The organism is Streptacidiphilus neutrinimicus (assembly GCF_000787815.1).
Classification (GTDB): Bacteria; Actinomycetota; Actinomycetes; order Streptomycetales; family Streptomycetaceae; genus Streptacidiphilus; species Streptacidiphilus neutrinimicus.
The window spans coordinates 23,261-47,208 of sequence record NZ_BBPO01000038.1; the positions used below are offsets into that span (position 1 = coordinate 23,261).

The 23,948-nt window shown below is 72.2% G+C and carries 15 protein-coding genes; 10 read left to right on the plus strand and 5 right to left on the minus strand.

Annotation, left to right across the window (positions count from 1 at the left end; translation table 11 throughout):
* Positions 1 to 4,033 (minus strand): glycoside hydrolase family 84 protein (locus TR48_RS39150; RefSeq protein ID WP_052442909.1); only part of this gene is annotated, 4,033 nt, incomplete at its 3' end.
* Positions 4,034 to 4,500: 467 nt separating this feature from the next.
* On the opposite strand from TR48_RS39150, the gene malQ reads away from it, so the two are divergent.
* Positions 4,501 to 6,690, plus strand: a complete 2,190-nt coding sequence (gene malQ, locus TR48_RS23035; RefSeq protein WP_042370400.1) for a 4-alpha-glucanotransferase — start codon at positions 4,501 to 4,503, stop codon at positions 6,688 to 6,690.
* A gap of 150 nt (positions 6,691 to 6,840) precedes the next feature.
* On the opposite strand, the gene pepN (TR48_RS23040) is transcribed toward malQ, so the two are convergent.
* On the minus strand, positions 6,841 to 9,435 hold the full coding sequence (pepN, locus tag TR48_RS23040; protein ID WP_042370402.1) for an aminopeptidase N: 2,595 nt from the start codon (positions 9,433 to 9,435) through the stop codon (positions 6,841 to 6,843).
* A gap of 274 nt (positions 9,436 to 9,709) precedes the next feature.
* Between pepN (TR48_RS23040) and TR48_RS23045 the strand changes: the two genes are divergently transcribed.
* The 5 genes from TR48_RS23045 (at position 9,710) to TR48_RS23065 (ending at position 14,282) form a co-directional block, all read left to right on the plus strand.
* On the plus strand, positions 9,710 to 10,450 hold the full coding sequence (locus TR48_RS23045) for a hypothetical protein (protein ID WP_152628124.1): 741 nt from the start codon (positions 9,710 to 9,712) through the stop codon (positions 10,448 to 10,450).
* Positions 10,451 to 10,486: 36 nt separating this feature from the next.
* Positions 10,487 to 11,140 carry an alpha/beta hydrolase family protein gene (locus tag TR48_RS23050; RefSeq protein WP_042370406.1) on the plus strand — a complete coding sequence of 218 codons (654 nt, stop codon included), beginning with the start codon at positions 10,487 to 10,489 and terminating at the stop codon, positions 11,138 to 11,140.
* A gap of 66 nt (positions 11,141 to 11,206) precedes the next feature.
* Positions 11,207 to 11,527, plus strand: coding sequence for a type VII secretion target (locus TR48_RS23055; RefSeq protein WP_052442910.1), 321 nt, complete (start codon positions 11,207 to 11,209; stop codon positions 11,525 to 11,527).
* Complete coding sequence (locus TR48_RS43470) at positions 11,527 to 12,882, plus strand: WXG100 family type VII secretion target (RefSeq protein ID WP_052442911.1); 1,356 nt, start codon at positions 11,527 to 11,529, stop codon at positions 12,880 to 12,882. Before TR48_RS23055 ends, TR48_RS43470 begins: the two co-directional genes overlap by 1 nt.
* Positions 12,883 to 13,001: 119 nt before the next feature.
* The gene (locus TR48_RS23065) at positions 13,002 to 14,282 is read left to right on the plus strand and encodes a S8 family serine peptidase (protein WP_052442912.1); all 1,281 of its coding nucleotides are present in this window, start codon (positions 13,002 to 13,004) and stop codon (positions 14,280 to 14,282) included.
* Between the two features lie 67 nt (positions 14,283 to 14,349).
* Here the strand turns inward: TR48_RS23065 and TR48_RS23070 are convergent, their stop codons facing one another.
* Both TR48_RS23070 and pepN (TR48_RS23075) read right to left on the minus strand, forming a co-directional pair.
* The gene (locus TR48_RS23070) at positions 14,350 to 16,416 is read right to left on the minus strand and encodes an outer membrane protein assembly factor BamB family protein (RefSeq protein WP_042370410.1); all 2,067 of its coding nucleotides are present in this window, start codon (positions 16,414 to 16,416) and stop codon (positions 14,350 to 14,352) included.
* Positions 16,417 to 16,541: 125 nt separating this feature from the next.
* Positions 16,542 to 19,130 (minus strand): aminopeptidase N, encoded by a 2,589-nt coding sequence (pepN, locus tag TR48_RS23075; RefSeq protein WP_042370412.1) that lies wholly within the window; start codon positions 19,128 to 19,130, stop codon positions 16,542 to 16,544.
* Between the two features lie 216 nt (positions 19,131 to 19,346).
* On the opposite strand from pepN (TR48_RS23075), the gene TR48_RS23080 reads away from it, so the two are divergent.
* A complete protein-coding gene (locus TR48_RS23080; protein ID WP_042370414.1) occupies positions 19,347 to 19,985 on the plus strand; it encodes a mycothiol-dependent nitroreductase Rv2466c family protein in 639 nt (212 codons plus the stop codon).
* Between the two features lie 188 nt (positions 19,986 to 20,173).
* On the opposite strand, the gene TR48_RS23085 is transcribed toward TR48_RS23080, so the two are convergent.
* The gene (locus TR48_RS23085) at positions 20,174 to 21,589 is read right to left on the minus strand and encodes an amino acid permease (protein WP_042370416.1); all 1,416 of its coding nucleotides are present in this window, start codon (positions 21,587 to 21,589) and stop codon (positions 20,174 to 20,176) included.
* A gap of 290 nt (positions 21,590 to 21,879) precedes the next feature.
* Between TR48_RS23085 and TR48_RS23090 the strand changes: the two genes are divergently transcribed.
* From TR48_RS23090 to TR48_RS23100, 3 genes are all read left to right on the plus strand, one after another.
* Positions 21,880 to 22,491 carry a biotin transporter BioY gene (locus TR48_RS23090; RefSeq protein ID WP_042370417.1) on the plus strand — a complete coding sequence of 204 codons (612 nt, stop codon included), beginning with the start codon at positions 21,880 to 21,882 and terminating at the stop codon, positions 22,489 to 22,491.
* 144 nt (positions 22,492 to 22,635) lie between these two features.
* The gene (locus tag TR48_RS23095; RefSeq protein WP_042370425.1) at positions 22,636 to 23,121 is read left to right on the plus strand and encodes a ribose-5-phosphate isomerase; all 486 of its coding nucleotides are present in this window, start codon (positions 22,636 to 22,638) and stop codon (positions 23,119 to 23,121) included.
* A 19-nt stretch (positions 23,122 to 23,140) separates the two neighbouring features.
* The gene (locus tag TR48_RS23100) at positions 23,141 to 23,947 is read left to right on the plus strand and encodes an Fpg/Nei family DNA glycosylase (RefSeq protein ID WP_042370427.1); all 807 of its coding nucleotides are present in this window, start codon (positions 23,141 to 23,143) and stop codon (positions 23,945 to 23,947) included.
* Position 23,948: the final 1 nt, after the last annotated feature.

Below are 23,948 nucleotides of genomic sequence, written 5' to 3' on the forward strand. Positions count from 1 at the left end.
GGGTGGGGGCCTGGGTCGGTGGGGGTGTGGTCGCGCTGGGGGTCGGCGTGGGGGCCGTCGGCGTCGGGGACGGGCTCGGCGCCTGCGGGACGACCGCGTAGACCTCCATGCCCCACAGCGAGTACCCGAAGCGCGTCGCGCGTGCCAGCCCTTGCATGCGGACGTACTGCGCCGTCACGGCGCCGAAGCGGACGGTCTCGTTCCCGCCCTGGCCGGAGGCCACCGTCGCCGCGGCGGTCCAGTGGACCCCGTCCATGGAGGTCTCGATCGCGTAGCGCGACGCGTACGCGTCCTGCCAGTGCAGGACGACCTCGCCCAGCGTCGCCGGCGCAGCCAACTGCACCTGGACCCACGCGTCGTCCTGGGCCGGTGACGACCACCGCGTCGTCGGATCGCCGTCGGCCACGTTGGCCGCGGGGAAGTCCGAGGTCTCGTCCGCGGACGAGCTCGCCGTGCCGGTGAGGGCCAGGTCGGGGCCGCTGGTGCGGGGGTAGACGTTCACGGTGACGTCCTGCGTCGCCTTGCGTCCGCCGACCGTGAAGACGACGTGCGCCGTGTAGGAGCCCGTCGGGGTGCTCGCCGCCGCCGCGAAGCTCAGCGGGACGCCCGCGCTGCCGCCACGCGGGAGCGCGACCGGGCCGGTGCCCGTGACGGTGACGCCCTTCGCCGTGGCCGGCAGCTGTGTCGCGACCGTCCCGGTCGCCCCGCCGACGCCCTGCGCCTGCAACACCCCGGGGAGCGAGACGGGGGCGCCGCCCGCCTCCAGGTCCACGCTCTGCGCGCCGAGCTGCAGCGTCGCCGGAGGCGTGTCCGCGTACCAGGGGATGACCTGGTAGACGACCGGGGCCTGGCTGCCGGGAGCGCCGGACCAGAGCAGCCGGATCGAGTCGACCTTCAGCTTGGGGTCGGCGGCGAGCTCGGTGTAGCCGCCGGAGGCGATCGCGCCGAGGCGGGTCCAGCCCTTCTCCGCGCTGTGCACCTCGACCCAGCCGGGGGCGGGCACGCTGCCGTCCGTCAGCACCACGACGCGGCCGAGCTGGCGCGCCTGACTGAGCGCCACCGTCAGCCCGTCGCCGGGCTCCGGCGCGGACGCCGCCTGGTAGGGGGCGTCCAGGTCGCCGTCGACGGCGTTGGAGACGGGGGATCCGGAGACCGCGGCGGGACCGGTCGCGGTCAGCGCGGTGGCGTCCGGCGCGCCGACGCTGAACTCGCGGACCGCGACCGCGCTGTCCTGGCCGGAGCCGGCCCGCAGCCGCAGATGGCGCGCGACGGCGCCGGCGGGCAGCGTCGCGTCGATCTCACCCTGACCGTGGTAGTGGCCGACCCGTACCCAGGCGCCGTCGTCGGTGGCGTACTCCAGGATCGCGTCCTGCATGATGTCGCCCTGCGCGACGTCGCCGTCAGGGCCGCCCATCAGGATGTGGACGGTCCGCACGGGGGTGTCGCTGCCGAGGTCGACGCCGACGGTGTCGCCCGCCTGCGGGGGCGCGTCGGACCAGTAGTAGGTGTTCGGGTCGCCGTCGACCATCAGCGCCGGGTCGTCGTCCTGGGCGGCGCCCATCGAGCTGGTCGGGGTGAGCTGGTCGCCGTCGAGGCCGGACCAGCTGTCGGCGGCCTTCAGCGCGCGGTCGAGGAAGGCGTCGAGGACGCCCGTGCCGACCGTGACACCGCTGTCGGCCAGCTGGGAGATCTCCTGCCGGAGCGCGCGGCGCTGGTTCCAGGCGGCAGCGCCGTTCCCGGTGCGCTGCGCCGCGAGCATGTCGACGGCGGCCTGCCCGGCGCGACCGTACAGCGCGAGCTGCTGGATCCAGGCGGAGTCCTCGGCGAGCAGCTGGCCGCCCCTGATCCCGGCCAGATTGTCAGTGGCCCGTGCCATGGTGGTGAACGCGGCACGGAGCCGCGCGGCAGCCTGGGCGCGGGCCGCCGTCGCCGCCGTGGCGCCGGCGTTCGGCTGGGGGGACGCCGGCTCGAAGGCGGCCCAGAAAGCGTCCAGCAGGGGCCGCAGGTACGCGGATTCCTGCCGCCCGAGCGGTGAGGAGGCGCTGTTGCCCGCCAGCGCGGCCAGCGCCGCGCGGGCCTGCTCGACGGGGGTCGCCGCGCCGAGGCGGGCTGTGCCCGTGCCGTAGGTCGTCGCCCCGGCCAGGGCGGAGACGGCGGCCTGCCAGGAGGCGTCCGGCTGGTAGGCCGACGGGTTCCAGGCGAAGTCCGCGGCGGTGAACAGGGGGATGCGCGAGGCGACGGGCTGCTGCATGGCGCTGACCAGCAGCCCGGCCGTCCCGCTCGCCACGCCCGGGTCCCGGCCCTGGTAGGGGCCCAGGTAGAGGCGGTCCTGCTCCGAGTCGTTGACGGGGTAGTTGTCCTCCGTCATCAGCGGGTGACCGAGGGCCTGCTGGGCGGCCGTCAGGTCGCCCGAGGTGATGGTGGCCGGCTCCACGCCCGCGCCGGTCCAGGCGATCCGCACGCTGCCGTCCAACTCGTCGGCCAGGGCGGTTCGGTAGGGCGTCGCGTCGGTCTCGTGGTACTCGCTGGGGAACACGGTCAGCGGGTCGGCGCCCGGGTGCTGTGCGAGGAACCGGCGCAGCACGACGGCCGTGACGTCGGCCTGCGCCTTGGCGGCGGCCTGCGGGCCGTGCCCGTAGCGGGCCGCGTCCGCGTCGCAGTGCCAGTGGGAGAAGGTCGCCTGGGAGAAGTCCAGTTGGAAGGAGCGCAGGCCCAGGCCCCACAGCTGCTCCAGCTTGGCCACCAGCGCGTCCTGGTCCGAGCGGGAGGTGTAGCACAGGGAGGCGCCGAGGGAGAGCGAGTAGCCGAGCGTGACGTGGTTCAGCGCTGCGCGCTGCGCCAGCGTGCGCAGTTCGGCCTGCTGGTCCGCCGGATAGGGGGTGCGCCACAGCGCGCCCCGGTAGGGGTCGTCGCCCGGAGCGTAGAGAAAGAGGTTCTGCTTGGTCTGCCCGAGGAAGTCGATCACGTCGGCGGTCTGGCCCGCCGTCCAGGGCGTGCCGTAGAAGCCCTCCACGACGCCGCGCACGGGTGCGGCGGGCCAGTCCTGCACCGCCAGCGCGGGCAGCGCCCCGCCGACGCCCAGGATCTGACGGAAGGACTGCACGGCGTTGTAGGTGCCGTCCGCGTCCACCCCGGCGAGGACGGCCACGCCCGCCTGGCCCTCCTGGCCCGTCTCGCCCCCCTTGCCGTCGCCCCCCTTGCCGGCGTCGCCTGCCTTGCCCGACGGCCCGCTCGACGACCTCGCGGCGATCGTGCCGGTGCCCAGGATGTAGCCGCCCGCGGGCAGGCCAGTGGGGGAGAGCGAGGAGTGCCCGGCGCCGGCGAGCGAGCGCAGCGCACGGTCGGTGCCCCCGCTCGCGCCCTCGGCCGCGCCGCCCAGGTAGATGGTCAGCACGCCGGGCTGCGGATCGCTGCCCGGGGACACGGTGTCGACGCGCTGCACGCCGGCCGCTGCCAGCGCGGCCTGCAGCGCTGCCAGCGCGCCCGGGTCGGCGTGCGGGGCCACCGCCAGGGCGACCCGCCCCGGGCGGGCCACCGGCGTGCCCTGAGCCTGCTCGCGCTGCGGACGCGGATAGATCGCGGGCCCGGAGGTCGGCCCGGCTGCCGATCCGGCGTCACCGTCCACCGGCTGCGGGCTCGTCCCTTGCGCGAGCACCTGCGCGGCCGCCCGCGGCCCGGCAACAGCCAAAGCCGAGGGGGCGCTGCCGACCAGACCGCTGCCGACGACGGCGGCGACGGTGAAGGCGGCGCTCGCCTTGAGCGCGGCGCTGCGGGTCCTGACCTGCGCGCGCACCTGCTCGGGCAGCGCTCCGAGCAGCGGCGCGGTGCCCTTGAGCTGGGAGATGATCCGGTCCGCGGTCTCCGGCGCCAGCCGTCGCGCGGTGCGGGCGGCCGTTCGCCGCGCCGTCAGCACGGTCGTGGTCCTCAGCAGCTGCTGCAGTGCCTGATGCTCCGCCACCGTCCGTCGCAGACTGCTGCCCAGAGCGGCGACGAAGCCGTCGGGGCCTGCTGCCGGTTCGGGCCGGTGGTCCACGGGGACTCCTGATGCCGTGTCGGGTAGGTGCGTCACTGCATGCTGTTCTGTGGTGCTTGCTTCTGTGGTGCTTGCTCTTCCGAGGCGGGGGCCGGCTCTCGCGCGGGGGCGGAAACGCCCGGGGGCGCGGGCAGCCGTGCGATCGCCCCGCGTGCCGGAAAACGGCTCGTCGCGGCCTGTCGCACAGCTCCCCGCGCCCCCGGAAGCCGTTTCTCGCCGACCGGAAACAGTGGCCCGGCCGAACTCCTCAACCCCACCATCCCCGCCCTTGGCATGTCAATGCACGGGCGTGTCCACTCGTATACGGGAGAGTGAACTCCGGTTGACGGATCGTCCCCGAAGCGAAGGGGCGGTCGGATCACCCGGTCGACGGTGTCGCGGGCCCGACCCGATGGGTAGGTGTCCTGGGCCGGTCGCAGCCGTTGAACCCAGGGACGCGTACTGCACCGAAACGCAGAGGAGAGCCCGTGGCACCCGAGGCCCACCGCCCCTTCCCCGCCGGCGCGAGTGCCCTGGAGACGCTGGCCCACGCCTACGGCGTGGACACCGAGTTCGAGGGCCGCGTCGTACCGCCGGACACGCTGCGTGCGGTGCTCGCCGCGATGGGCGTGGACGCCGGCAGCCCGGAGGCGGCCGAGGAGGCCCTCGCGGGGTTGCGGGCACGCCGCGCGCACCGGCTGCTCCCGCGGGCGATCGTGCTGCGCGCGGGCCTGAGCGAGGAGGTGCCGCTGCCCGCGGCCGCCGAGGCATGGGTGGAGCTGGAGGACGGGCAGACCGTCACCGTCGGCACGCCCTTCCCCCGCGGGCTGCACGTCGGCGAGGCGGGCGAGACCCGCCCGCTCCCTGCCGACCTCCCCGTCGGCCGCCACACGCTCTGCGCCCGCCTGGGCGACCGCGTCTCCACGGCCGCGCCGCTGCTCGTCGCCCCGCACCGGCTGGCCGGGCCCCCCGGGCGCAGCTGGGGCTTCCTGGTGCAGCTCTACTCGATGCTGAGCGAGCGCTCCTGGGGCATGGGCGACCTCGGCGACCTCGCCGACGTGGCCGGCTGGTCCGGCCACGCGCTCGGTGCGGGCTTCGTCCAGATGAACCCGCTGCACGCGGGCATGCCACCCGGTCCTGACGGCACCTCGGACCCGTCCCCCTACCGGCCCTCCTCGCGCCGCTTCGCCGATCCGGTCTACCTGCGGATCGAGGCTGTCCCCGAGTACGCCCACCTGACGCCCGAGGCCCGCGAGCGCGTTCTGGACGCCGCCCGGCGCGGCGCGCGGCTGCGCGAGGGCGTGCTGATCGAGGAGGCGCTGATCGACCGCGACGCGGTCTGGGCCGCCAAGCGGCAGGCCCTGGAGGTGATCCACGCCGTCCCGCGGGGCGTCGGCCGGGAGGCCGCCTACCAGGCGTTCCTGCGTCGCGAGGGCGAAGGCCTGCTCCAGTACGCGACGTGGTGCGCGCTCGCCGAGGTCCACGGCCCGGCCTGGCGCGGCTGGCCGGGCGGCTTGCGCGACCCCGGCAGCGCGGCGGTGCTCCGGGCCCGCAACGACCTGGCCGACCGTGTCGACTTCCACGCGTGGCTCGCCTGGCTGGTCGACGAACAGCTCGCCGCCGCGCAGGCGGCAGGCCGGGCTGCGGGCATGCCCGTCGGCCTCGTCCACGACCTCGCCGTCGGCGTCCACCCCGACGGCGCCGACGCCTGGGCGCTCCAACACTGTCTCGCCGAAGGCATCAGCGCCGGCGCGCCCCCGGACGCGTTCAACGCCCACGGCCAGGACTGGGGTCTGCCGCCGTGGCGCCCGGACGCGCTCGCCGACGCCGGCTACGCGCCCTACGCCGAGCTGCTGCGGGCCAACCTCCGCCACGCGGGCGGCCTCCGCGTCGACCACGTGATGGGCCTGTTCCGCCTCTGGTGGGTCCCCGAGGGCCGCCCGCCCACGGAGGGCACGTACGTCCGCTACGACCACGAGGCGATGCTCGGCGTCCTGGCGCTGGAGGCGCACCGCGCGGACGCGATCGTGATCGGCGAGGACCTCGGCACCGTCGAGCCCGGCGTGCGCGAGCAGTTGTCCGCGCGCGGCGTGCTGGGCACGTCCGTGCTCTGGTTCGAACGCGACTGGTCCGAGCAGGGCGGCGGCTCGCCGCTCCCGCCGGACCGCTGGCGCGAGGACTGCCTGGCGACGCTCACCACGCACGACCTGCCCCCGACCGCCTCCCGCCTCAGCGGCGACCACGTCGAGCTGCGCCACCGGCTGGGCCTGCTGTCCCGCCCGCTGGCGGAGGAGCAGGCCGAGGACGACGAGGAACGCGAGGAGTGGCTGGGCGAGTTGGCCCGAGAGGGCCTGATGACCGTCCCGCCCTACGGCGAGGGCCCCGCGGCCGATCCGCTGGAGCCCGCCGACGGCCGCCACCTGCCCGAGGCCGTCGCCGCGCTCCACCGCTACCTGCTGCGCACCCCGGCCAGGCTCGTCGGCGTCTGGCTCCCCGACGTCCTCGGCGACCCCCGCCCCCAGAACCTCCCGGGCACCTGCGACGAGTACCCCAACTGGCGCCTCCCGATCGCCGACGCCAACGGCAAGCCCGTGACGCTGGAGCAGCTGGCCGCCGCCGAGCGCACGGCCGAGTTCGCGGTCGTCATGCAGCACCCGGAGGGCGAGCCGAGCGAGTAGCGGTCGAAAACCGTGCCGGGGAGGTCGCTCGGACCGTAGTGTGCTGTCGCCGCAGGACCGGCGGCGACATCGGGGGAAGGGCCGACGAAGCAGAGGGTGGCGCGGGGCTTTCAGGCCCGGCGCCACCCTCCGTCGTCGGAGCCTGCGCTGCTACTTCGCGGCGGCGCGGTCCGCGGCCTGGGCCTTGAGGGCGCGCTCGACGCCCGAGCGGCACTCGACGACCATGCGGCGCAGCGCCGGGGCCGGGGCGTTCGCCTCGAGCCAGGCGTCCGTCGCCTCCAGGGTCTCCGAGGAGACCTGGATCGTCGGGTAGAGGCCGACGATGATCTGCTGGCCCATCTCGTGCGAGCGCTGCTCGAAGATGCCCTTGATCGCGGCGAAGTACTTCGCCGTGTAGGGGGCCAGCAGGTCCGCCTGCTCCGTCTGGACGAAGCCCGCGATGACGGCCTCCTGGACGGTGTTGGTGAGGGTCTCCGCCTCGACCACCGACGCCCACGCCGCGGCCTTGGCCTCGGCCGTCGGGCGGGACGCGCGGCACGTGGCGGCGTGCGCCTCGCCAGCCGCGGTGGGGTCGCGCTCCAGCTCCTCCATGACGGAGGCCTCGTCCGCGACGCCGGTCGCGGACAGGCGCTGCAGCAGCGCCCACCGCAGCTCGGTGTCGACGGCCAGGCCCTCGATCTCGACCGAGCCGTCGAGCAGGCCGGTCAGCAGGGCGAGGTGCTCCTCCGTGGACGCCGCCGCGGCGAACGCCCGCGCCCAGGCGAGCTGGTGGTCGCTGCCGGGCTCGGACGCGCGCAGCAGGCCCTCCGCGGCGTCGGCCCAGGTGGCCCGGCCGGTCGGCCGCCACTCGGGCGCGGCGTAGAGCTCGATCGCCAGGCTGGCCTGGCGCTGCAGCGACTGCACCACGCCGATGTCGGACTCGCGGCCCACGCCCTGGAGCACCAGCTCCAGGTAGTCACGGGTGGCCATCTCGCCGTCGCGGGTCATGTCCCAGGCCGCGGCCCAGCACAGCGCGCGCGGCAGCGACTCGGCGAAGTCGGCGATGTGGTGGGTGACGCTTGCCAGCGAGAACTCGTCCAGGCGGATCTTCGCGTAGGAGAGGTCGTCGTCGTTGAGCAGGATCACGGCCGGACGGTCGCGGCCGACCAGCTGCGGGACCTCCGTCAGCTCGGTCGCCTCGATGTCCAGCTCGATCCGCTCGACGCGCTTGAGGGCGGAGCCCTCCAGCTCGTACAGGCCGATGGCGATGCGGTGCGGCCGCAGCACGGCCTCGCCGCGCGCGCCGGCCGGCAGCGCCGGGGCCTCCTGGCGGACGGCGAAGGAGGTGATGACGCCGTCGGCGTCGACCTCCAGCTCCGGGCGCAGGATGTTGATGCCGGCCGTCTCCAGCCACGCCTTCGACCACGCCTTCAGGTCACGGCCGGAGGTCTGCTCCAGCGCGCTCAGCAGGTCGGACAGGCGAGTGTTGCCCCAGGCGTGGCGCTTGAAGTAGGCCTGCACGCCCGCGAAGAATGCGTCCTGGCCGACGTAGGCGACCAGCTGCTTCAGCACCGACGCGCCCTTGGCGTAGGTGATGCCGTCGAAGTTGACCTGGACGTCCTCCAGGTCGTTGATCTCCGCCATGATCGGGTGCGTGGACGGCAGCTGGTCCTGGCGGTACGCCCAGGTCTTCATCTGGTTGGCGAAGGTGGTCCAGACGTTCGGCCAGCGGCTGCCCTCGGCCTCGGCCTGGCAAACGGTCTCCGCGAAGGTCGCGAACGACTCGTTCAGCCAGAGGTCGTTCCACCACTCCATGGTGACCAGGTCGCCGAACCACATGTGCGCCAGCTCGTGCAGGATCGTGGTCGCGCGGCCCTCGTAGGCGGCGTCCGTCACCTTGGAGCGGAAGACGTACTGGTCGCGGATGGTGACCGCGCCCGCGTTCTCCATCGCGCCGGCGTTGAACTCCGGCACGAACAGCTGGTCGTACTTGGAGAACGGGTAGGCGAAGTCGAACTTGTCCTGGAAGTAGTCGAAGCCCTGCCGCGTCACGTCGAAGATGTGGTCCGCGTCCAGGTACTGCGCCAGCGACGGACGGCAGTAGACGCCGAGCGGCACCCGCTGTTCGCCGTCCGGGCTCACGTACTCGCTGAAGACGCCGTGGTACGGGCCCGCGATCAGCGCGGTGATGTACGTCGACATCCGGGGGGTGACCGGGAAGCGGTGCACCTCGGTGCCCTCGACGGCGCCCTTCTCCGGGTCCGGGGAGACCTCGTTGCTGATGACCTTCCACCCCGTCGGGGCGGTCACGGTGAACCGGAAGGTGGACTTGAGGTCCGGCTGCTCGAAGGAGGCGAAGACGCGGCGCGCGTCCGGCACCTCGAACTGCGTGTAGAGGTAGGTCTGCTGGTCGACCGGGTCGACGAACCGGTGCAGACCCTCACCGGAGCTGCTGTAGGCGCAGTCGGCGACGACACGCAGCTCGTTCTCGGCGGCCAGGCCCGGCAGCGCGATCCGGCTGTCGGCGAACACCTCGGCCGGGTCGAGCACGGCGCCGTTCAGCGTCACCTCGCGCACGGCGGGCGCGACGAGGTCGATGAAGGTGGAGGCGCCGGGCGTGGTGGCGGCGAACCGGACCACGGTGGTGGAGCGGAACGTGCCTCCCTCCGCGGCCGTGCTCAGGTCGAGCTCGATCTCGTAGGCGTCCACACGGAGGAGCTCTGCCCGGGCGCGGGCCTCCTCACGGGTCAGGTTGGTGCCAGGCACGCTGGGTGACTCCTTTGTCGACTGTGTCTTCGCTGGCATCTTTGCACGTCCGGGGTGACGGGCTCAGTGCATTACGCGCAGCGCGCAGACCGGCGTCGGTCCAGGCCCGGGTACGGCGGCATACGGGCTGCGCGGGGGGCGGGGGAGCGGGATGGCGGACTGTCGCCACGGCGGTTCACCGCCCGGGCGCACCGCCGGGGCGAGGGTGTCGGGTTGCTGCCGCCCGAGCCCGGATAGGGTGTCAGATCGCACGTGTGTCTGAAGGGGGATGGACATGGACGGCTTCCGCGTGGACACCGACCCGTTGCAGTCCTTGCGGGAGTTCACCGTCCGCGTCGACTACGGCCGGGAGCACACCACCTTCCTGGTGTACCAGGCGGGGCGGTCCGAGCCGGTCGTGCGCATGCACAAGGACTACCCGCACACCGTTGACGTGCGCCCCTACTACGTCCACCACCGCGCCCACGACTACGTCCACCCCGGAGCCGATCCGCGGCAGCTCCTCGGCTACGTCAAGCTGGGGAAGGCCTGGGACGCGCAGCAGGCCGAGATCGGCGCGATCGGCGCCATGGCGAAGCGCGGCCACATGGACCGGGGCCCCGTCGTGCAGCACGGCCTCGGGACCCTCACGCCGCAGCGGCAGCCCCTGACCGGCAAGAAGCGCGGTGTGCGGGCCGTGCTCGCGTTCATCGACGACTTCTCCTCCCACGGCATCCTCGGCGACCAGGGCCGGGAGGACGCGATGTTCTCGGCTCACGTGCGCTGTACCGGCCCGACGTCCGCCGGCTTCGAGCTGGTGCGGAGGGCCGGGGTGACCGCCACGTACGAGGTCGTGGTGCACGACCCGCAGCTCTCCCGGCTGCTGGTCCTCGCCTACGTGGAGTGCTTCAGCCACGTCTCCGACGGCGATCTGCGGCAGAACCTCGTCGGGCTGGCGACCAACCCGTTCCGTGACAGGAACAAGGCCGAGCACCGCCGGATGAAGCTCGAAAAGGAGCAACGCGAGGGCCGCTGACCAGGGATCGCGCGCTCATGACCCTAGGCTGGGTCCATGCCGCCGATCCGTGACGTCTCCACCGAACTCGTCCCGACCGAGGCGGGCGACGCCCGCCTCACCTGGCACCACCGCGACCGCGCGCCCCACGGCGTGCTGCTTCTCGGCCACGGCGCGGGCGGCGGCATCGAGGCCCCGGACCTCCAGGCGATCGCCACCGGGGTCGACGCGGTGGCCGTCGTCCTCGTCGAACAGCCCTGGCGCGTCGCGGGCAAGCGCCTCGCCCCCGCCCCGAAGACCCTGGACGCCGGCTGGCTCCCGGTCGTCGCCCACGTACGCGCGCAGGTGGGGGACTCCGTCCCGCTCTTCGTCGGCGGCCGCAGCGCCGGCGCCCGCGTCGCCTGCCGCACCGGCGCCCCAACGGGCGCGGCGGGCGTCGTCGCCCTGGCCTTCCCCCTGCACCCTCCGGGCAAGCCGGAGCGCTCGCGGGCCGACGAACTCCTGCAGACGGCCCTCCCCACCCTCGTCGTCCAGGGCGCCCGCGACCCTTTCGGCACCCCGCCCGAGTTTCCCCCGCTGCCCCGCAGGACCCACCGCCTCGTCGGCCTCGACGCGGGCAACCACGCATTCGCCGTGCGCAAGACGGAACCTGACGCGGTGCCGGATGTCGTGCGCGCGGTTGCGGATTGGCTGCAACGACAGATCCGGTAGGGAACTTGTCCGTGGCCGTCCTTATGATGTGTTCGGGCTGTCAGCCGAACAACGGGGAGGCACTCGATGAGTGGCTATGAAGTAGATCTGAGCTACCTGCAGGACACGGTCAAGAAGCTGCAGGGTGTCGCGGACGGCATGGACGACGCGAACCAGAAGGCGCAGTACCAGACGAACCTGATCCACACTCAGATCGGCAGTGAGACCTTCATCGAGGCCAGCAACCTGCACACCGCCCACGACAACATGAAGACACAGCTGGCGAACATGATCAAGACTCTGCAGACGATGATCCAGGAGTTCACCGACAAGACCGGCAGCGCGCACGACCAGTACGCGGCGCAGGACACGCAGACCAGCCAGAACTTCTCGAGGGGGGCCTCCTGATGGCTGACGCGGCAGCTGACTACCAGTACGCACAGCAGCAGGCCAAGGCGCGACAGCAGGCTCAGCAGCAGGGCGACAAGGACTGGAAGAAGTACCTCGACCAGAACAAGGGCGGCAAGAGCGGCTACGACGGCTACACGACCGACTTCGAGTCCGCCGGCGGCTACGAGGGCCTCCGAAAGATGATCGAGGACGCCGATCCGGCCGCGATGATGACGGTCTCCCAGCACTGGGGCTCGATCGGGACGATGCTCAACGAGACGGCGGGTGCGCTGACCACCCACGTCAACAACATGCTGGAGCACTGGACCGGCGACAGCGCGGACGCGTTCCGCCGGAACGCGCAGGATCTGAGCACGAGCCTGACGAACGGTTCGCAGTACGCCAGGATCGCCGAGGGCGCGATGAACCAGGCGAGCACCGCGCTGACCAACGCGAAGAGCACGTTCCCGAGCGCCCCGAGCGAGTGGGACCAGATCACCAGCTCCGGCGGCAGCGACGCCCAGTTCCACCAGGACGCCCTGAAGTACGGCCTGCAGCAGGCGCTGAAGATGGACGGCGGCGATCTGAGCGCCTGGGAGCGCGTACACCAGCAGGCTGTCGAGGTCATGCAGTCACTGGGTACGTCGTACAACTCGTCGGCTGCCCAGATGGGAAATGTGCCTGGCGGCTTGGGTGGGACCAGTGTCTGGCCTGCGCCTCCTGCAAGTGTGACGCCCAGCCCGATTGGAAGCACCGGACGCACGCCCACTGGCCCGAGCGGCGGCGGTGAGACCAGCCTCAAGCCCATTACCGGCGGTGACGGCGGCTTGAAGGACAACTTCAAGCCCGGCCAGAACGGTGGCAACGGTTACGTCCCCGGCGGCGGTGGAGTCGGTGGCATTCATGGCGGCGGTGGCGGCGTCACGCCGCCCAAGATCGGTGGCACGCTTGACGGCACACCAGGCGGCCTAAGGACGGGTACCGGCGTCGGCGGCGGTATGCCTGGTGGCGGAGGCGTCGGCGGTGTCCCCGGCCTCGGCATGGGCGGCGGCGGTGTCGGCGGAGGCGCGTTCGGCGGCGGTGCCGGCGGTCTCAGCGGTCTCGGTGCCAGCGGCCTCGGTAGCAGCTCAGGCAGGGCCAGTGGCGAGGGTGCGAACGGTCTGTCAGCCGAAGAGAAGGCCGCGATGGGCGCCGAGGGCGAGGGCGCTGGCGGTGCTGGCCAGGGCGAGGGCATGGGCATGGGCGGTGCGGGCGGCCTGGGCTCCGGCAGTCAGAAGAAGAAGCAGCGCAAGGCTCGCGCCGGCTATCTGATGGAGGACGAGGAGACCTGGAACGACACGGGTGCGTCCAACCCAGGCGTGATTGAGTTCTGACAGTCAAGTAGTGTCCTGCTGGTCGGTTGAACAAAGACGAGCGGGGTGACGGTATGGGCTTCAGGCGAGCACTGCGAAGTTTGGGAGGGGCAGCGCTCGCTGGAGCCCTTGTCGTTGGCATGGCGCCGGCTGCTCACGCCGACACCGCCAGGAACACCCAGTGGGCCCTGACGGATTACAAGGCGAGCCAGTACGTCTGGCCCAAGAGCACTGGCAAGGGTGTGACGGTCGCCGTCATCGACTCCGGAGTGCGGGCTACCCACGTCGACCTGGCTGGGCAGGTGCTGCCGGGTACGGACTTCCAGTTCGGTGGAAACGGTCAGACAGATCACTCGCCTGAGTTCCACGGAACACTCGTCGCGAGCCTGATCGCCGGACATGGTCACGGTCCCAACGGCGAGGACGGCATCATGGGGCTCGCCCCTGGTGCGAAGATTCTCCCTATCGGTATCGGCCCCGGGAACGCAGGTCCCGGAACGGACTACACCACCAAGGCCATCCGCTACGCCGTGGACCACGGTGCGGAGGTCATCAACATGTCCATCGGTGGGCCGGACAACGACTCGGTGACCGAAGCCGCTGTCGCATACGCAGAAGAGCACAACGTCGTGTTGGTTGCGGCGGCCGGGAATGATGGCATCTCCGATCCGCAGTACCCGGCGTCCTACCCGGGTGTGATCAAGGTCGGGGCGGTCGACAAGACCGGCAAGCTTTGGAGCAAGTCCGACACCGGCGGGATCACGGTCGTCGCTCCGGGTGTCAGCGTCCTTGGCGATGGCGGCGACAGCGACACCGGATACCGGATGGGTGATGGAACAAGCTTCGCCACGGCTTACGTTTCCGCGATCGCAGCGCTCTACCGCTCGGCCCATCCGAACCTGACAGCGGGCCAGATCGTCAACTACATCATCAAGACGGCGATTCCGCCCAACGGCATGACCACCCCCGATGCTTCCTACGGCTACGGGATCGCGTCGCCCGATCTCAATATGGCAGTCGTCCCTGGTCCGGCTGCCGGGCCGCTGCCCCAGTCGAGCCCGTTGCCTTCCGGAACATCGGCATCGAGCGGCACCACGACCACCGCGTCCGGTTCGTCCTCGGGTGGTAGTTCGATGGGGATCGTCCTCGGGGTCCTCGGCGGGCTCGTTGTCCTCGTGATCATCGTCGTGGTGATCGTGCGCAGCCGTCGTGGCGGCGGTGGCGGGAACGGTGGTGCCGGGGGCGGTGGTGGCCAGCCGGCGTATGTGGCGCAGGGGCAGCAGCCGCAGGCGTATCAGCCGCCGACAGGGCAGTACGGCGGGCAGAGTCCCTACGGGCAGGCGCCCCAGCAGAATCCGTACGGTGGGGGGAACCAGCAGTACCCGCCGCAGCAGAACCCCTACGGGAACCAGGGGCGGTAGCGACAGGACGAAGGGGCTTCAGCCGAGCGATGCTCGGCTGAAGCCCCTTCGCATGGGGTGCCTGGGGTTACTTGAAGAGTTGGGCGGCGGTGCCGCCGAGGTCGGGGGCGGCGAGCAGGATCTGGCCGTTGGGCAGCATGTAGACCGAGCCAGGGCTGTAGTTCACCGGGACGAGGTTCGACGGGAGTTTGGCGATCACGGTGGACTTGCCCGACGTGGGGTCGAGGGACACGATCTCGGGGGCGGCGTTCGAGCTGTAGCCGGGGGTGAAGGAGATCGCGTAGACCTTGCCGGCGCCCGAGCCGGATCCCGAGGCGCTCTGCGGGGTGCTGATGACGTCCGCGCCGCCGTGCGACTCGCCGTCGTAGGTCCAGAGGACGGCGCCCGTGCTCGGGTTGACTGCGGTGATGGCCTGCTTCGACGAGCTGCTGTTGGTCGGGACGAGCAGCGTCGACGGGCCGACGGCCACCGCGCCGGAGTCGGCGCTGTTCAGGCGCATCGGGGCCTGGACCGGGTCCGGCAGGGAGAGGGGCGTCGAGTTGCCGCTGCTGTCGTAGCGGTACGCGGCCTCGGAGCCGCCGCTCTCCGTCGTGGCGACGATCGGCGATCCGTCCAGGACGGTGCTGATCTGGATGTGGTCGGACTCCTGCTTCTGCCAGATCTGCTTGCCCGTCGCCGCGTCCAGCGCGCTCAGCGTGTACGTCGGGGTGACGTCGGCGCAGTAGTCGTCGACGATGACCGTGCCCGCGCCGCCGTACGGGTAGGCGTTGCAGTACTGGCCGCGGGCCTTGTAGCCCCAGACCACCTGGCCGTTGGTCAGGTTGACGCCGCCCAGCACGTTGCTGTTGACGATGACGCCGACCTGGCCGTCGATGAAGGTGGCGGTCGGGGTGGCGTCGGTGTGGTCCGACGAGGTGAGCGAGCTGGACCACAGCGTCTTGCCGGTGCTGGTGTCGATGCCGACCAGCGTCGTGCAGCTGTCGACGTTGGGGCCGAACCCGATCGTGCCGATGCCGGAGGCCGAGACCGTCGGCGACATGGCGCACGGGACGGCGGAGCCGGAGAGCGGCTGGGCGGTCCACGCCGGAGCGCCGTTGCTGAGGTTGTACGCCTTGACGCCGGCCGAACTTGCCCGGACCAGGTACTGGTTGGTGACCCAGGTGCCGACCTGCTGGTCGGAGAGGCTGCCTTTGACCGTCCAGCCCGCCGCCAGCGTGCGCGCCGAGCCACCGCCGCCGGTCCCGCCTCCGCCGCCTCCACCGCCGGAGGTGAGCGCGATGGCCGCCACCGCGACGACCACCAAGGCGACGCCGCCCGCGATGATGCCGGTGATCGCGTTGCGGCTCAGGCCGCTGCGCGGGGCGGCGGCGGGCTGCGGATAGCCGGGATACGGATATCCCGGCTGGGGCTGACCCTCCATCGGGAGCGGCGGCATCTGCGGCCACTGCCCCTGGCCGTTCGGTCCCACCCCGGGCTGGCCGTACGGGGCCTGCCCCGTGGGGCCTTGCTGGTAGGGCTGCTGCTGCTCGAACGGCGGCTGGCCGTAAGGGGCTTGCTCGTACCCCGGCTGCGCGCCGTAGGGAGACTGTCCGTACGGAGGCTGCGCCATCGGTTGGCCCATCGGCTGCGCCATCGGATTGGGCACCGGCTCGCCCATCGGCGGCAGGGGGTAGGGCTGCGCGGGGGCGGCGCCGTCGGCCTGCATCGGAGCGCCGGGGCCCGGATAGCCGTAGCCCTGCGTCGGCCCGGCCGCGAACGGCTGCTGTCCCTGCCCCTGCCCTTGCCCCTGCCCGGGCGAGTACGCCTGCGGCTGCTGCTGATGCGGGAAGCCGTACCCGCCGCCCGGTGGCATCTGGCCGCCGCCGCCCGCGTGAGCGCCGCCCTGGGCCTGGTGCGGAACCTGCGGTGTGGCCATCTCCGTCGGGGTGTAGGCCCAGCCGGGCTGCCCGGAGAGCTGCGGCGGAGGTCCGTCCGTTCCGGCCCCGCCCGCCGTCGCACCGCCCGCCGCGTCCGCGCCCGCCGCGTCCGCGCCCGCCGCGTCCGCGGCGGCCTTCGGCACCGCGTCCTGTGGCGTGCCCGCCGCCAGGCGGTAGTCGTCGTCTCTCTCGGCCGAGCCCGAACTGTGGTCTGTCATCCCGTGCGCCTCTCCAAAACCGTCGACTGACGATCAGCCAACGCGAGGGCATGCAGCGCCACGCCCCCGTCAAGCCAGCCTAGCGGGACCGGACAGACGGGGGCGAAACACTTCAGGAGATGGACTCAGCGCGCGTCGCAGGCCTGCGCGCGCAGGGCGCGGGCGAGGTCGTCGCGGCACTCGCGCACGAGACGGCGCAGCGCGGGGGCCGCGTCCTCGTGCTCGGCGAGCCACTGGTCCGTGCGGGCCAGCGTCGCGTCCGTGCTGATCAGGCGCGGGAAGAGGCCGTTGACGATGCGCAGCGCGATCTCGATGGACCGCTCCGCCCAGACCTTCTCCAGCACCTCGAAGTACGGCTCCGCGTACGGCGCGACGAGCTCGCGCTGCGAGGCCTGCTGGAAGCCGGCGATCTCCGCCTCCAGCAGGGCGTTCGGCAGCTCGTCCGTCTCCACCACCGCGTGCCAGGTGCGGGCCTTGGTCTCGGCGTTCGGGGCCGCGGCCCGGGCCGCGGTCTCCAGCCGCTTGCCACTGGCGGTGTTGTCGCGCTGCAGTTCGGCGCTCAGCTCGGCGTCGCCCGCGCGGCCGGTGGCGACCAGCGTCTGGAGCAGCGCCCAGCGCAGCTCCTGGTCGATGTCGAGACCGTCGATCCGGGCGGTGCCGGCCAGCAGCCCCTCCGCCAGGCGCAGTTCGGACTCGACGTGCGCCGACTGTGCGAAGTGCCGCGCCCACGCCAGCTGGTGGTCGCTGCCCGGCTCCGCCGCCCGCAGCTCCGTGAGCGCGCCCGCGGCCAGCGCCTGCGCGGCGTCCTCGCGACCCTCCGGCGCGACGTACTGCTCCAGCGCCAGCTTGGACTGGGTGTGCGTCTGCTGGAGCACGCCGGTGTCGCTCTCGCGGCCGGCGAAGCGCAGCACCAGGTCGAGGTAGTCACGGGCCGGCATCAGGCCGTCACGCGTCATGTTCCACACCGCCGACCAGCACAGGGCGCGCGCCAGCGGATCCTGGATGTCGCCGAGGGAGGCCCGCAGGGTGTCCAGCGACTCCGCGTCGAAGCGCATCTTGCAGTACGTCAGGTCGTCGTCGTTGACCAGCACCAGGGCCGGACGCGGCGCGCCGACCAGCTCGGCGACGGCCGTGCGCGCCTCGGCCCGCACGTCCAGCTCGACGCGCCGGCTGCGCACCAGGCGGCCGTCCTCCGTCAGGTCGTAGAGGCCGATGGCCACGCGGTGCGGTCGCAGCGTGGGGTAGTCCTCGGCGGCGTCCTGCAGTACGGCGAAGTCGGTGATCCGGCCCTCGGCGTCGACGGTCAGCTCGGGGGTGAGCGCGTTGACGCCCGCCGTCTGCAGCCAGGCGCGCGACCACTGCGCCATCGCCTCCTCGCCGCGACCGCTGGTCTCGGCGAGGACGTCCAGCAGGTCGTTCAGCGTGGTGTTGCCGAAGGCGTGGCGCTTGAAGTAGCGGCGCGCGCCCTCGAAGAACGCGTCCCGGCCCACGTAGGCGACCAACTGCTTCAGCACCGACGCGCCCTTGGCGTACGTGATGCCGTCGAAGTTGAGCTTGGCGTCCTCGAGGTCGCGGATGTCCGCGGTGATCGGGTGCGTGGTGGGCAGCTGGTCCTGGCGGTAGGCCCACGCCTTGCGCCGGTTGGCGAAGGTGATCCAGCCGGACTGGTACTTGGTCGCCGCCACCTGCGAGAACGCGCCCATGAAGTCCGCGAAGGACTCCTTGAGCCACAGGTCGTCCCACCACTGCATGGTGACCAGGTCGCCGAACCACATGTGGGCCATCTCGTGCAGGATGACGTTGGCCCGGCCCTCGTAGGCCGCCTCGGTCACCTTGGAGCGGTAGATGAACTCCTCGCGGAAGGTGACGCAGCCCGGGTTCTCCATCGCTCCGATGTTGTACTCGGGCACGAAGGCCTGGTCGTACTTGCCGAACGGGTACGGGTAGTCGAACTCCTCGTGGAAGAAGTCCAGGCCCTGCTTGGTGACGGTGAAGATCTCGTCCGAGTCGAAGTACTGCGCCAGCGACTTGCGGCACAGGGCGCCCAGCGGGATCTCCAGCGTGGTGCCGTCCGAGAGCTCGCGGGTGTAGTGATCGCGGTCCACGTGGTACGGGCCGGCGACGATCGCGGTGATGTACGTGGAGATGCGCTGCGTCGGCGCGAAGCTCCAGGTGCGCGACCGGTCCTCGTTGCGCTTCGGCTCGCCCGTGGCGGCGCAGTTGGAGAACGCCTCCCAGTGCGCGGGCGCGGTCACCGAGAAGGTGAACGGCGCCTTCAGGTCCGGCTGCTCGAAGTTGGCGAAGACGCGGCGCGCGTCGGCCGGCTCGTACTGGGTGTAGAGGTACACCTCTCCGTCGACCGGGTCGACGAACCGGTGCAGACCCTCGCCGGTGTGGCTGTAGGCGCAGTCGGCGTCGACGACCAGCTCGTTCTCGGCGGCCAGCCCCGGCAGCGCGATCCGCGACCCGTCGAAGACCTCGGCCGGGTCCAGCTCGCGCCCGTTCAGCGTCACGGTGCGCACGTGCGGCGCGAGCAGGTCCGCGAAGGTGTCCGCGCCCGGCTCGGAGCAACGGAACCGCAGGGTCGTCCGCGAGCGGAAGACGCCGCTGTCGCCGAGGGCGCTGCGGACGTCGAGCTCGACGGTGTACGCGTCGACCTCGAGGATCCGCGCCCGCTCGCGGGCCTCGTCACGGGTGAGATTGGTGCCGGGCACGTCGGTTACTCCTCGTGCTGATGGGGCGCGCTGGGGTGGTAGCGCGGCTTAGCCGTGGATCTCTTGTTCTGGCATCTTGTCACGCCGGGTGGTGCCGGGAATGGCGACGTGTGGATGAGCGTTCCACCGAGTGGGGGCCGGTTGTGGCGACGCATCGTGACGACCGGGAACGACTCGGACAAGCAGGACAGACAAGTAGGACAAGGGAGCACGTACATGTCCGTGGACGCCGCAGCAGCGCCCGTTACCGCAGACTTCTGGTTCGACCCCCTGTGCCCGTGGGCGTGGATGACCTCGCGATGGATGCTCGAGGTCGAGAAGCAGCGCCCGATCAAGGTCAGATGGCACGTGATGAGTCTGGCCGTCCTGAACGAGGGCCGCGACCTGCCGGAGAAGTACGCGAAGCTGATGGACGAGGCCTGGGGCCCGGTCCGGGTCTGCATCGCCGCCGCGCAGAAGCACGGTGAGGGCGTGCTCGCCCCGCTCTACACGGCGCTGGGCACCCGCTTCCACAACGGCGGCGAGCAGCGCGACCGCGCCACGATCGAGGCCGCGCTCACTGACGCGGGCCTGCCGACGTCGCTCGCGGACGCGATGGACTCCACGGACTACGACGACGCGCTGCGGGTCTCCCACAAGGAGGGCATCAGCCTGGTCGGCGAGGACGTGGGCACCCCGGTCATCTCCGTCCCCGGCCCGGCGGGCGAGCGCATCGCCTTCTTCGGCCCCGTCGTCACCCCGGCCCCGAAGGGCGAGGCGGCGGGCCGCCTCTGGGACGGCACGATCCTGGTCGCCTCGACCCCGGGCTTCTACGAGATCAAGCGCACGCGGACCCAGGGCCCGATCTTCGACTGAGCGTCACCTTGAGGGGCGCGAGGGCTCTGCTTCGCGAGGGCTCTGCTTGAGGGGCGCGAGGCTCTGCCGATTTGCGGCTCCGCCGCGTGGGCGCGAGCAACCACCCTGCGGGGATGGCTCTGCTCCGTTGGTGCCACACCACCACGGTGGCTTGTCGCGCACTTCCTCGCGCCCCCAGTGTGCTGCACCTAGCTGCGGGAGCGAACCGTCTTCCGCTGCCAGACCAGCCCCAGCAGGGACAGCACGCCCGTCGCGCCGAGCGTCGTCGCGAGCTGGACGCGGTTGCCCTGGCTCAGCAGCATCAGCGTGAGGACGGCCACGACGCCGGCCAGGGCCACCCAGGTCAGGTACGGGAAGGCCCACATCCTCACGGTCAGCCGCTCCGGCGCCTCGCGCTCCAGCCGCCTGCGCATCCGCAGCTGGGCGACGCAGACGAACGCCCACACCACGAGGACCGCCGCCCCGACGGCGTTCAGCAGCCAGGCGAAGACCGTCGTCGGCCACCAGAAGTTCAGCAGCACCGCGAAGAAGCCGAAGGCGGAAGACGCCAGCACGGCGAGCCGCGGCACGCCCCCGCGCACGCGGGCCAGCGCCTTGGGGCCGAGGCCGCGCTGGACCAGCGAGTACGCCATCCGGGACGAGCCGTAGATGTTCGCGTTCATCGCGCTGAGCAGGGCGATCAGGACGACCACGTTCATGATCTGCGCCGCCGCCGGGACGCCGATGAGGTTCAGGGTTGCGACATACGGGCCGTTCTTGACCACGTTCGGGTTGTTCCACGGCAGCAGGGTGACGATGACCGCCATCGAGCCGACGTAGAAGATCGCGATGCGCCACATCGCGGTCCGCACCGCGTTGCCGACGCTGCGCACGGGGTCCTTGGACTCGGCCGCCGCGATGGTGACCGTCTCCAGGCCGCCGTATGCGAAGACGGACGCGAGCAGGCCGGTGACCAGGCCGTTGACGCCGTGGGGGAGGAACCCGCCGTGGCCGGTGAGGTTGGTCAGGCCGGGCGCGCCGTTGCCGACGACGCCGAGGACGGCCAGTACGCCGAGCACCAGGAAGCCCACGATCGCCGCGACCTTGATCGCCGCGAACCAGAACTCGAACTCGCCGAAGTTCTTCACCGCCGTGAGGTTGCTCGCGCAGAAGAAGGACATGAACAGCGCGACCCACATCCAGGTGGGCGTGCCGGGCAGCCAGCTGGTCATGATGCCGGCGGCGCCGGTCGCCTCCGCGGAGACGCCGACGCAGAGCAGCAGCCAGAACAGCCAGCCGGAGGCGAACCCGGCCCAGGCGCCGATCTCCTTCTCCGCGTGCACGGAGAAGGAGCCGGAGGCGGGGCGCGCGGCGGACATCTCACCGAGCATCCGCATGATGAGCATGACCAGCACGCCGGAGGCCGCGAAGGCCAGCACGATGGAGGGGCCCGCCGCGGCGATGCCGGCGCCGGAGCCGACGAAGAGGCCGGCGCCGATGACGCCGCCGAGGGCGATCATCGAGAGGTGACGCGGACGGAGGCTGTGGGACAGGCCGGGAGTCGCGGCCTGCTCGGCCTGCCGCCCGGTCTGCTGCGTGGGCTGAGGTGCGGTCGTGGTGCTCATCTGTCCTGCGCGTAGGTGGCGGGTGGTGTTCGCATACTGAACCGGCGTGCTCAGTATTCGGGCAATGCTGCCCGCCTCGGCAGGGAAACCGGACGGAGCGGCCAGCATGCGAACGCCGAAATCACCCAAGGTGACGCGATGGCCGCGCTCCGTCGTCGGCACGTCGAGCCTGCCTAAGCCTTGACCTGCGGTTTTGTGGGAAGCGCCCTAAGCGCCCCGCCCTCCGGTGGGGATAGGTTCACGAACGTTCACACCTTGCCCCTCACCCACCGGACCACAGGAGCCCAGCCGTGAGTCTCGCCGCACCGATCGTCCGTCCCGGCGCCGTCCTCGCCGACCTGTTGCCCGCCGCCGGGGCCACCCGTGGCCGCGCGCTGGTCCGCGACGCCGCGCTCGTCCTCGGCGGCGCCGCGTTCACCGGTCTGGCCGCGCAGTTGTCCGTGCCGGTGCCGGGTTCGCCGGTGCCGGTGACCGGGCAGACGCTGGCCGCGCTGCTCGTCGGCACCGCCCTCGGCACCAGCCGCGGCGCGGCCTCGATGGCCCTCTACCTGCTGGCCGGCATCGCCGGCGTGCCGTGGTTCCAGGGCGGCAGCTCCGGCGCGACGGGCGCGGTGCTGTACACCCTCGGCTACGTCGTCGGCTTCGTCGTCGCGGGCGCGCTCGTCGGCGCGCTGGCCCGGCGCGGCGCCGACCGCTCGCCGCTGCGCACGGCCGGTGCGATGGCGCTCGGCAACCTCGCGATCTACGCCGTCGGCGTGCCGTGGCTGGCCGTCGCCGCCCACGTCTCCCTCGCCCAGGCCGCCTCGCTCGGCCTGTACCCGTTCCTGCTCGGCGACGCCCTCAAGATCGCCATCGCCACCGGCCTGCTCCCGGCCGCCTGGAAGCTGGGGCTTCGCCGCTGAGATCCTGCGACGGCGCGACGCCTGGCACGGCCTCCCCCAGCCTTCGGCCGGGGGTACCCCCAGCGCCGACCCTCACGGCAGCTCAACGGCGAACCCCCAGTGGGCCGCCGCGCCTCCGCGGAGCAGGGCTGACATAATCGCGCCATGCGCGTCTACCTGGGATCCGACCACGCCGGTTTCGAGCTCAAGCAGCACTTCGTGAAGTGGCTGACCGAGGCCGGGCACGAGCCGATCGACTGCGGTCCGCACATCTACGACGCGGTCGACGACTACCCGCCGTTCTGCCTGCGCGCCGCCGAGCGCACCGCGGCGGACCCGGAGGCCCTCGGCGTCGTCATCGGGGGCAGCGGCAACGGCGAGGCGATCGCCGCCAACAAGGTGAAGGGCGTTCGCGCCGCGCTGGCCTGGAGCCTGGAGACCGCCAAGCTGGGCCGCGAGCACAACAACGCCAACGTCCTCTCCATCGGCGGCCGGATGCACAGCGTCGAGGACGCCACCTCCTTCCTGGAGGTCTTCCTCGACACGCCGTTCTCCGCCGAGGAGCGTCACATCCGCCGCATCGACATGCTGACGGAGTACGAGACCACCGGCGAGCTGCCGCCCATCCCGGCCCACCACCCGCAGGGCTGAGCAGGGCTCCGACGCCGCCGTGCCCGAGGGCCACACCATCCACCGACTGGCCGCCGAATACCACCGGGTCTTCGGCGGCCAGGCCGTTGCCGTCTCCAGTCCGCAGGGCCCCTTCGCCGAGGCCGCACGGCAGTTGGACGGCCACGGGCTGACCGCGACCGACGCCAAGGGCAAGCACCTCTTCCTCGGCTTCGGCGCGGCGGGCTGGGTGCACATCCACCTCGGCCTGTACGGGAAGGTCTTCTGGGGCCACGGGGCCGCTCCCGACCCCGTGGGCCAGGTCCGGCTGCGGATCGCCTCCGACGACGCCTACGCGGACCTGCGCGGCCCGAGCCGATGCGCGCTGGTCACCCCGGGCGAGAAGCTGGAGGCCGAAGCCCGCCTCGGCCCGGACCCGCTGCGCCCGGAGGAGACGGGCGACGCCGCCTGGAAGCGGATCAGCGGCAGCCGCACCACCATCGCCGCGCTGCTGATGGACCAGAAGGTCCTGTGCGGCGTCGGCAACGTCTACCGCGCCGAGGTGCTCTTCCGTCAAGGCGTCGACCCGCACCGCCAGGGGCGCAGCCTCGACCGCGCCGAGTGGGACGCGATCTGGAACGACCTGCGCCCGCTGATGCGGGACGGCGTCCGGCTGAACCGCATCGACACCGTCCGCCCCGAGCACACCCCCGAGGCGATGGGCCGCCCGCCCCGCGTCGACGACCACGGCGGTGAGGTCTACGTCTACCGTCGCGCCGGCCAGCCCTGCCTCGTCTGCGGCACCGAGGTCCGCACCGAGGAGCACGCGGCCCGCAACCTCTTCTGGTGCCCCCGCTGCCAGGCCTGAC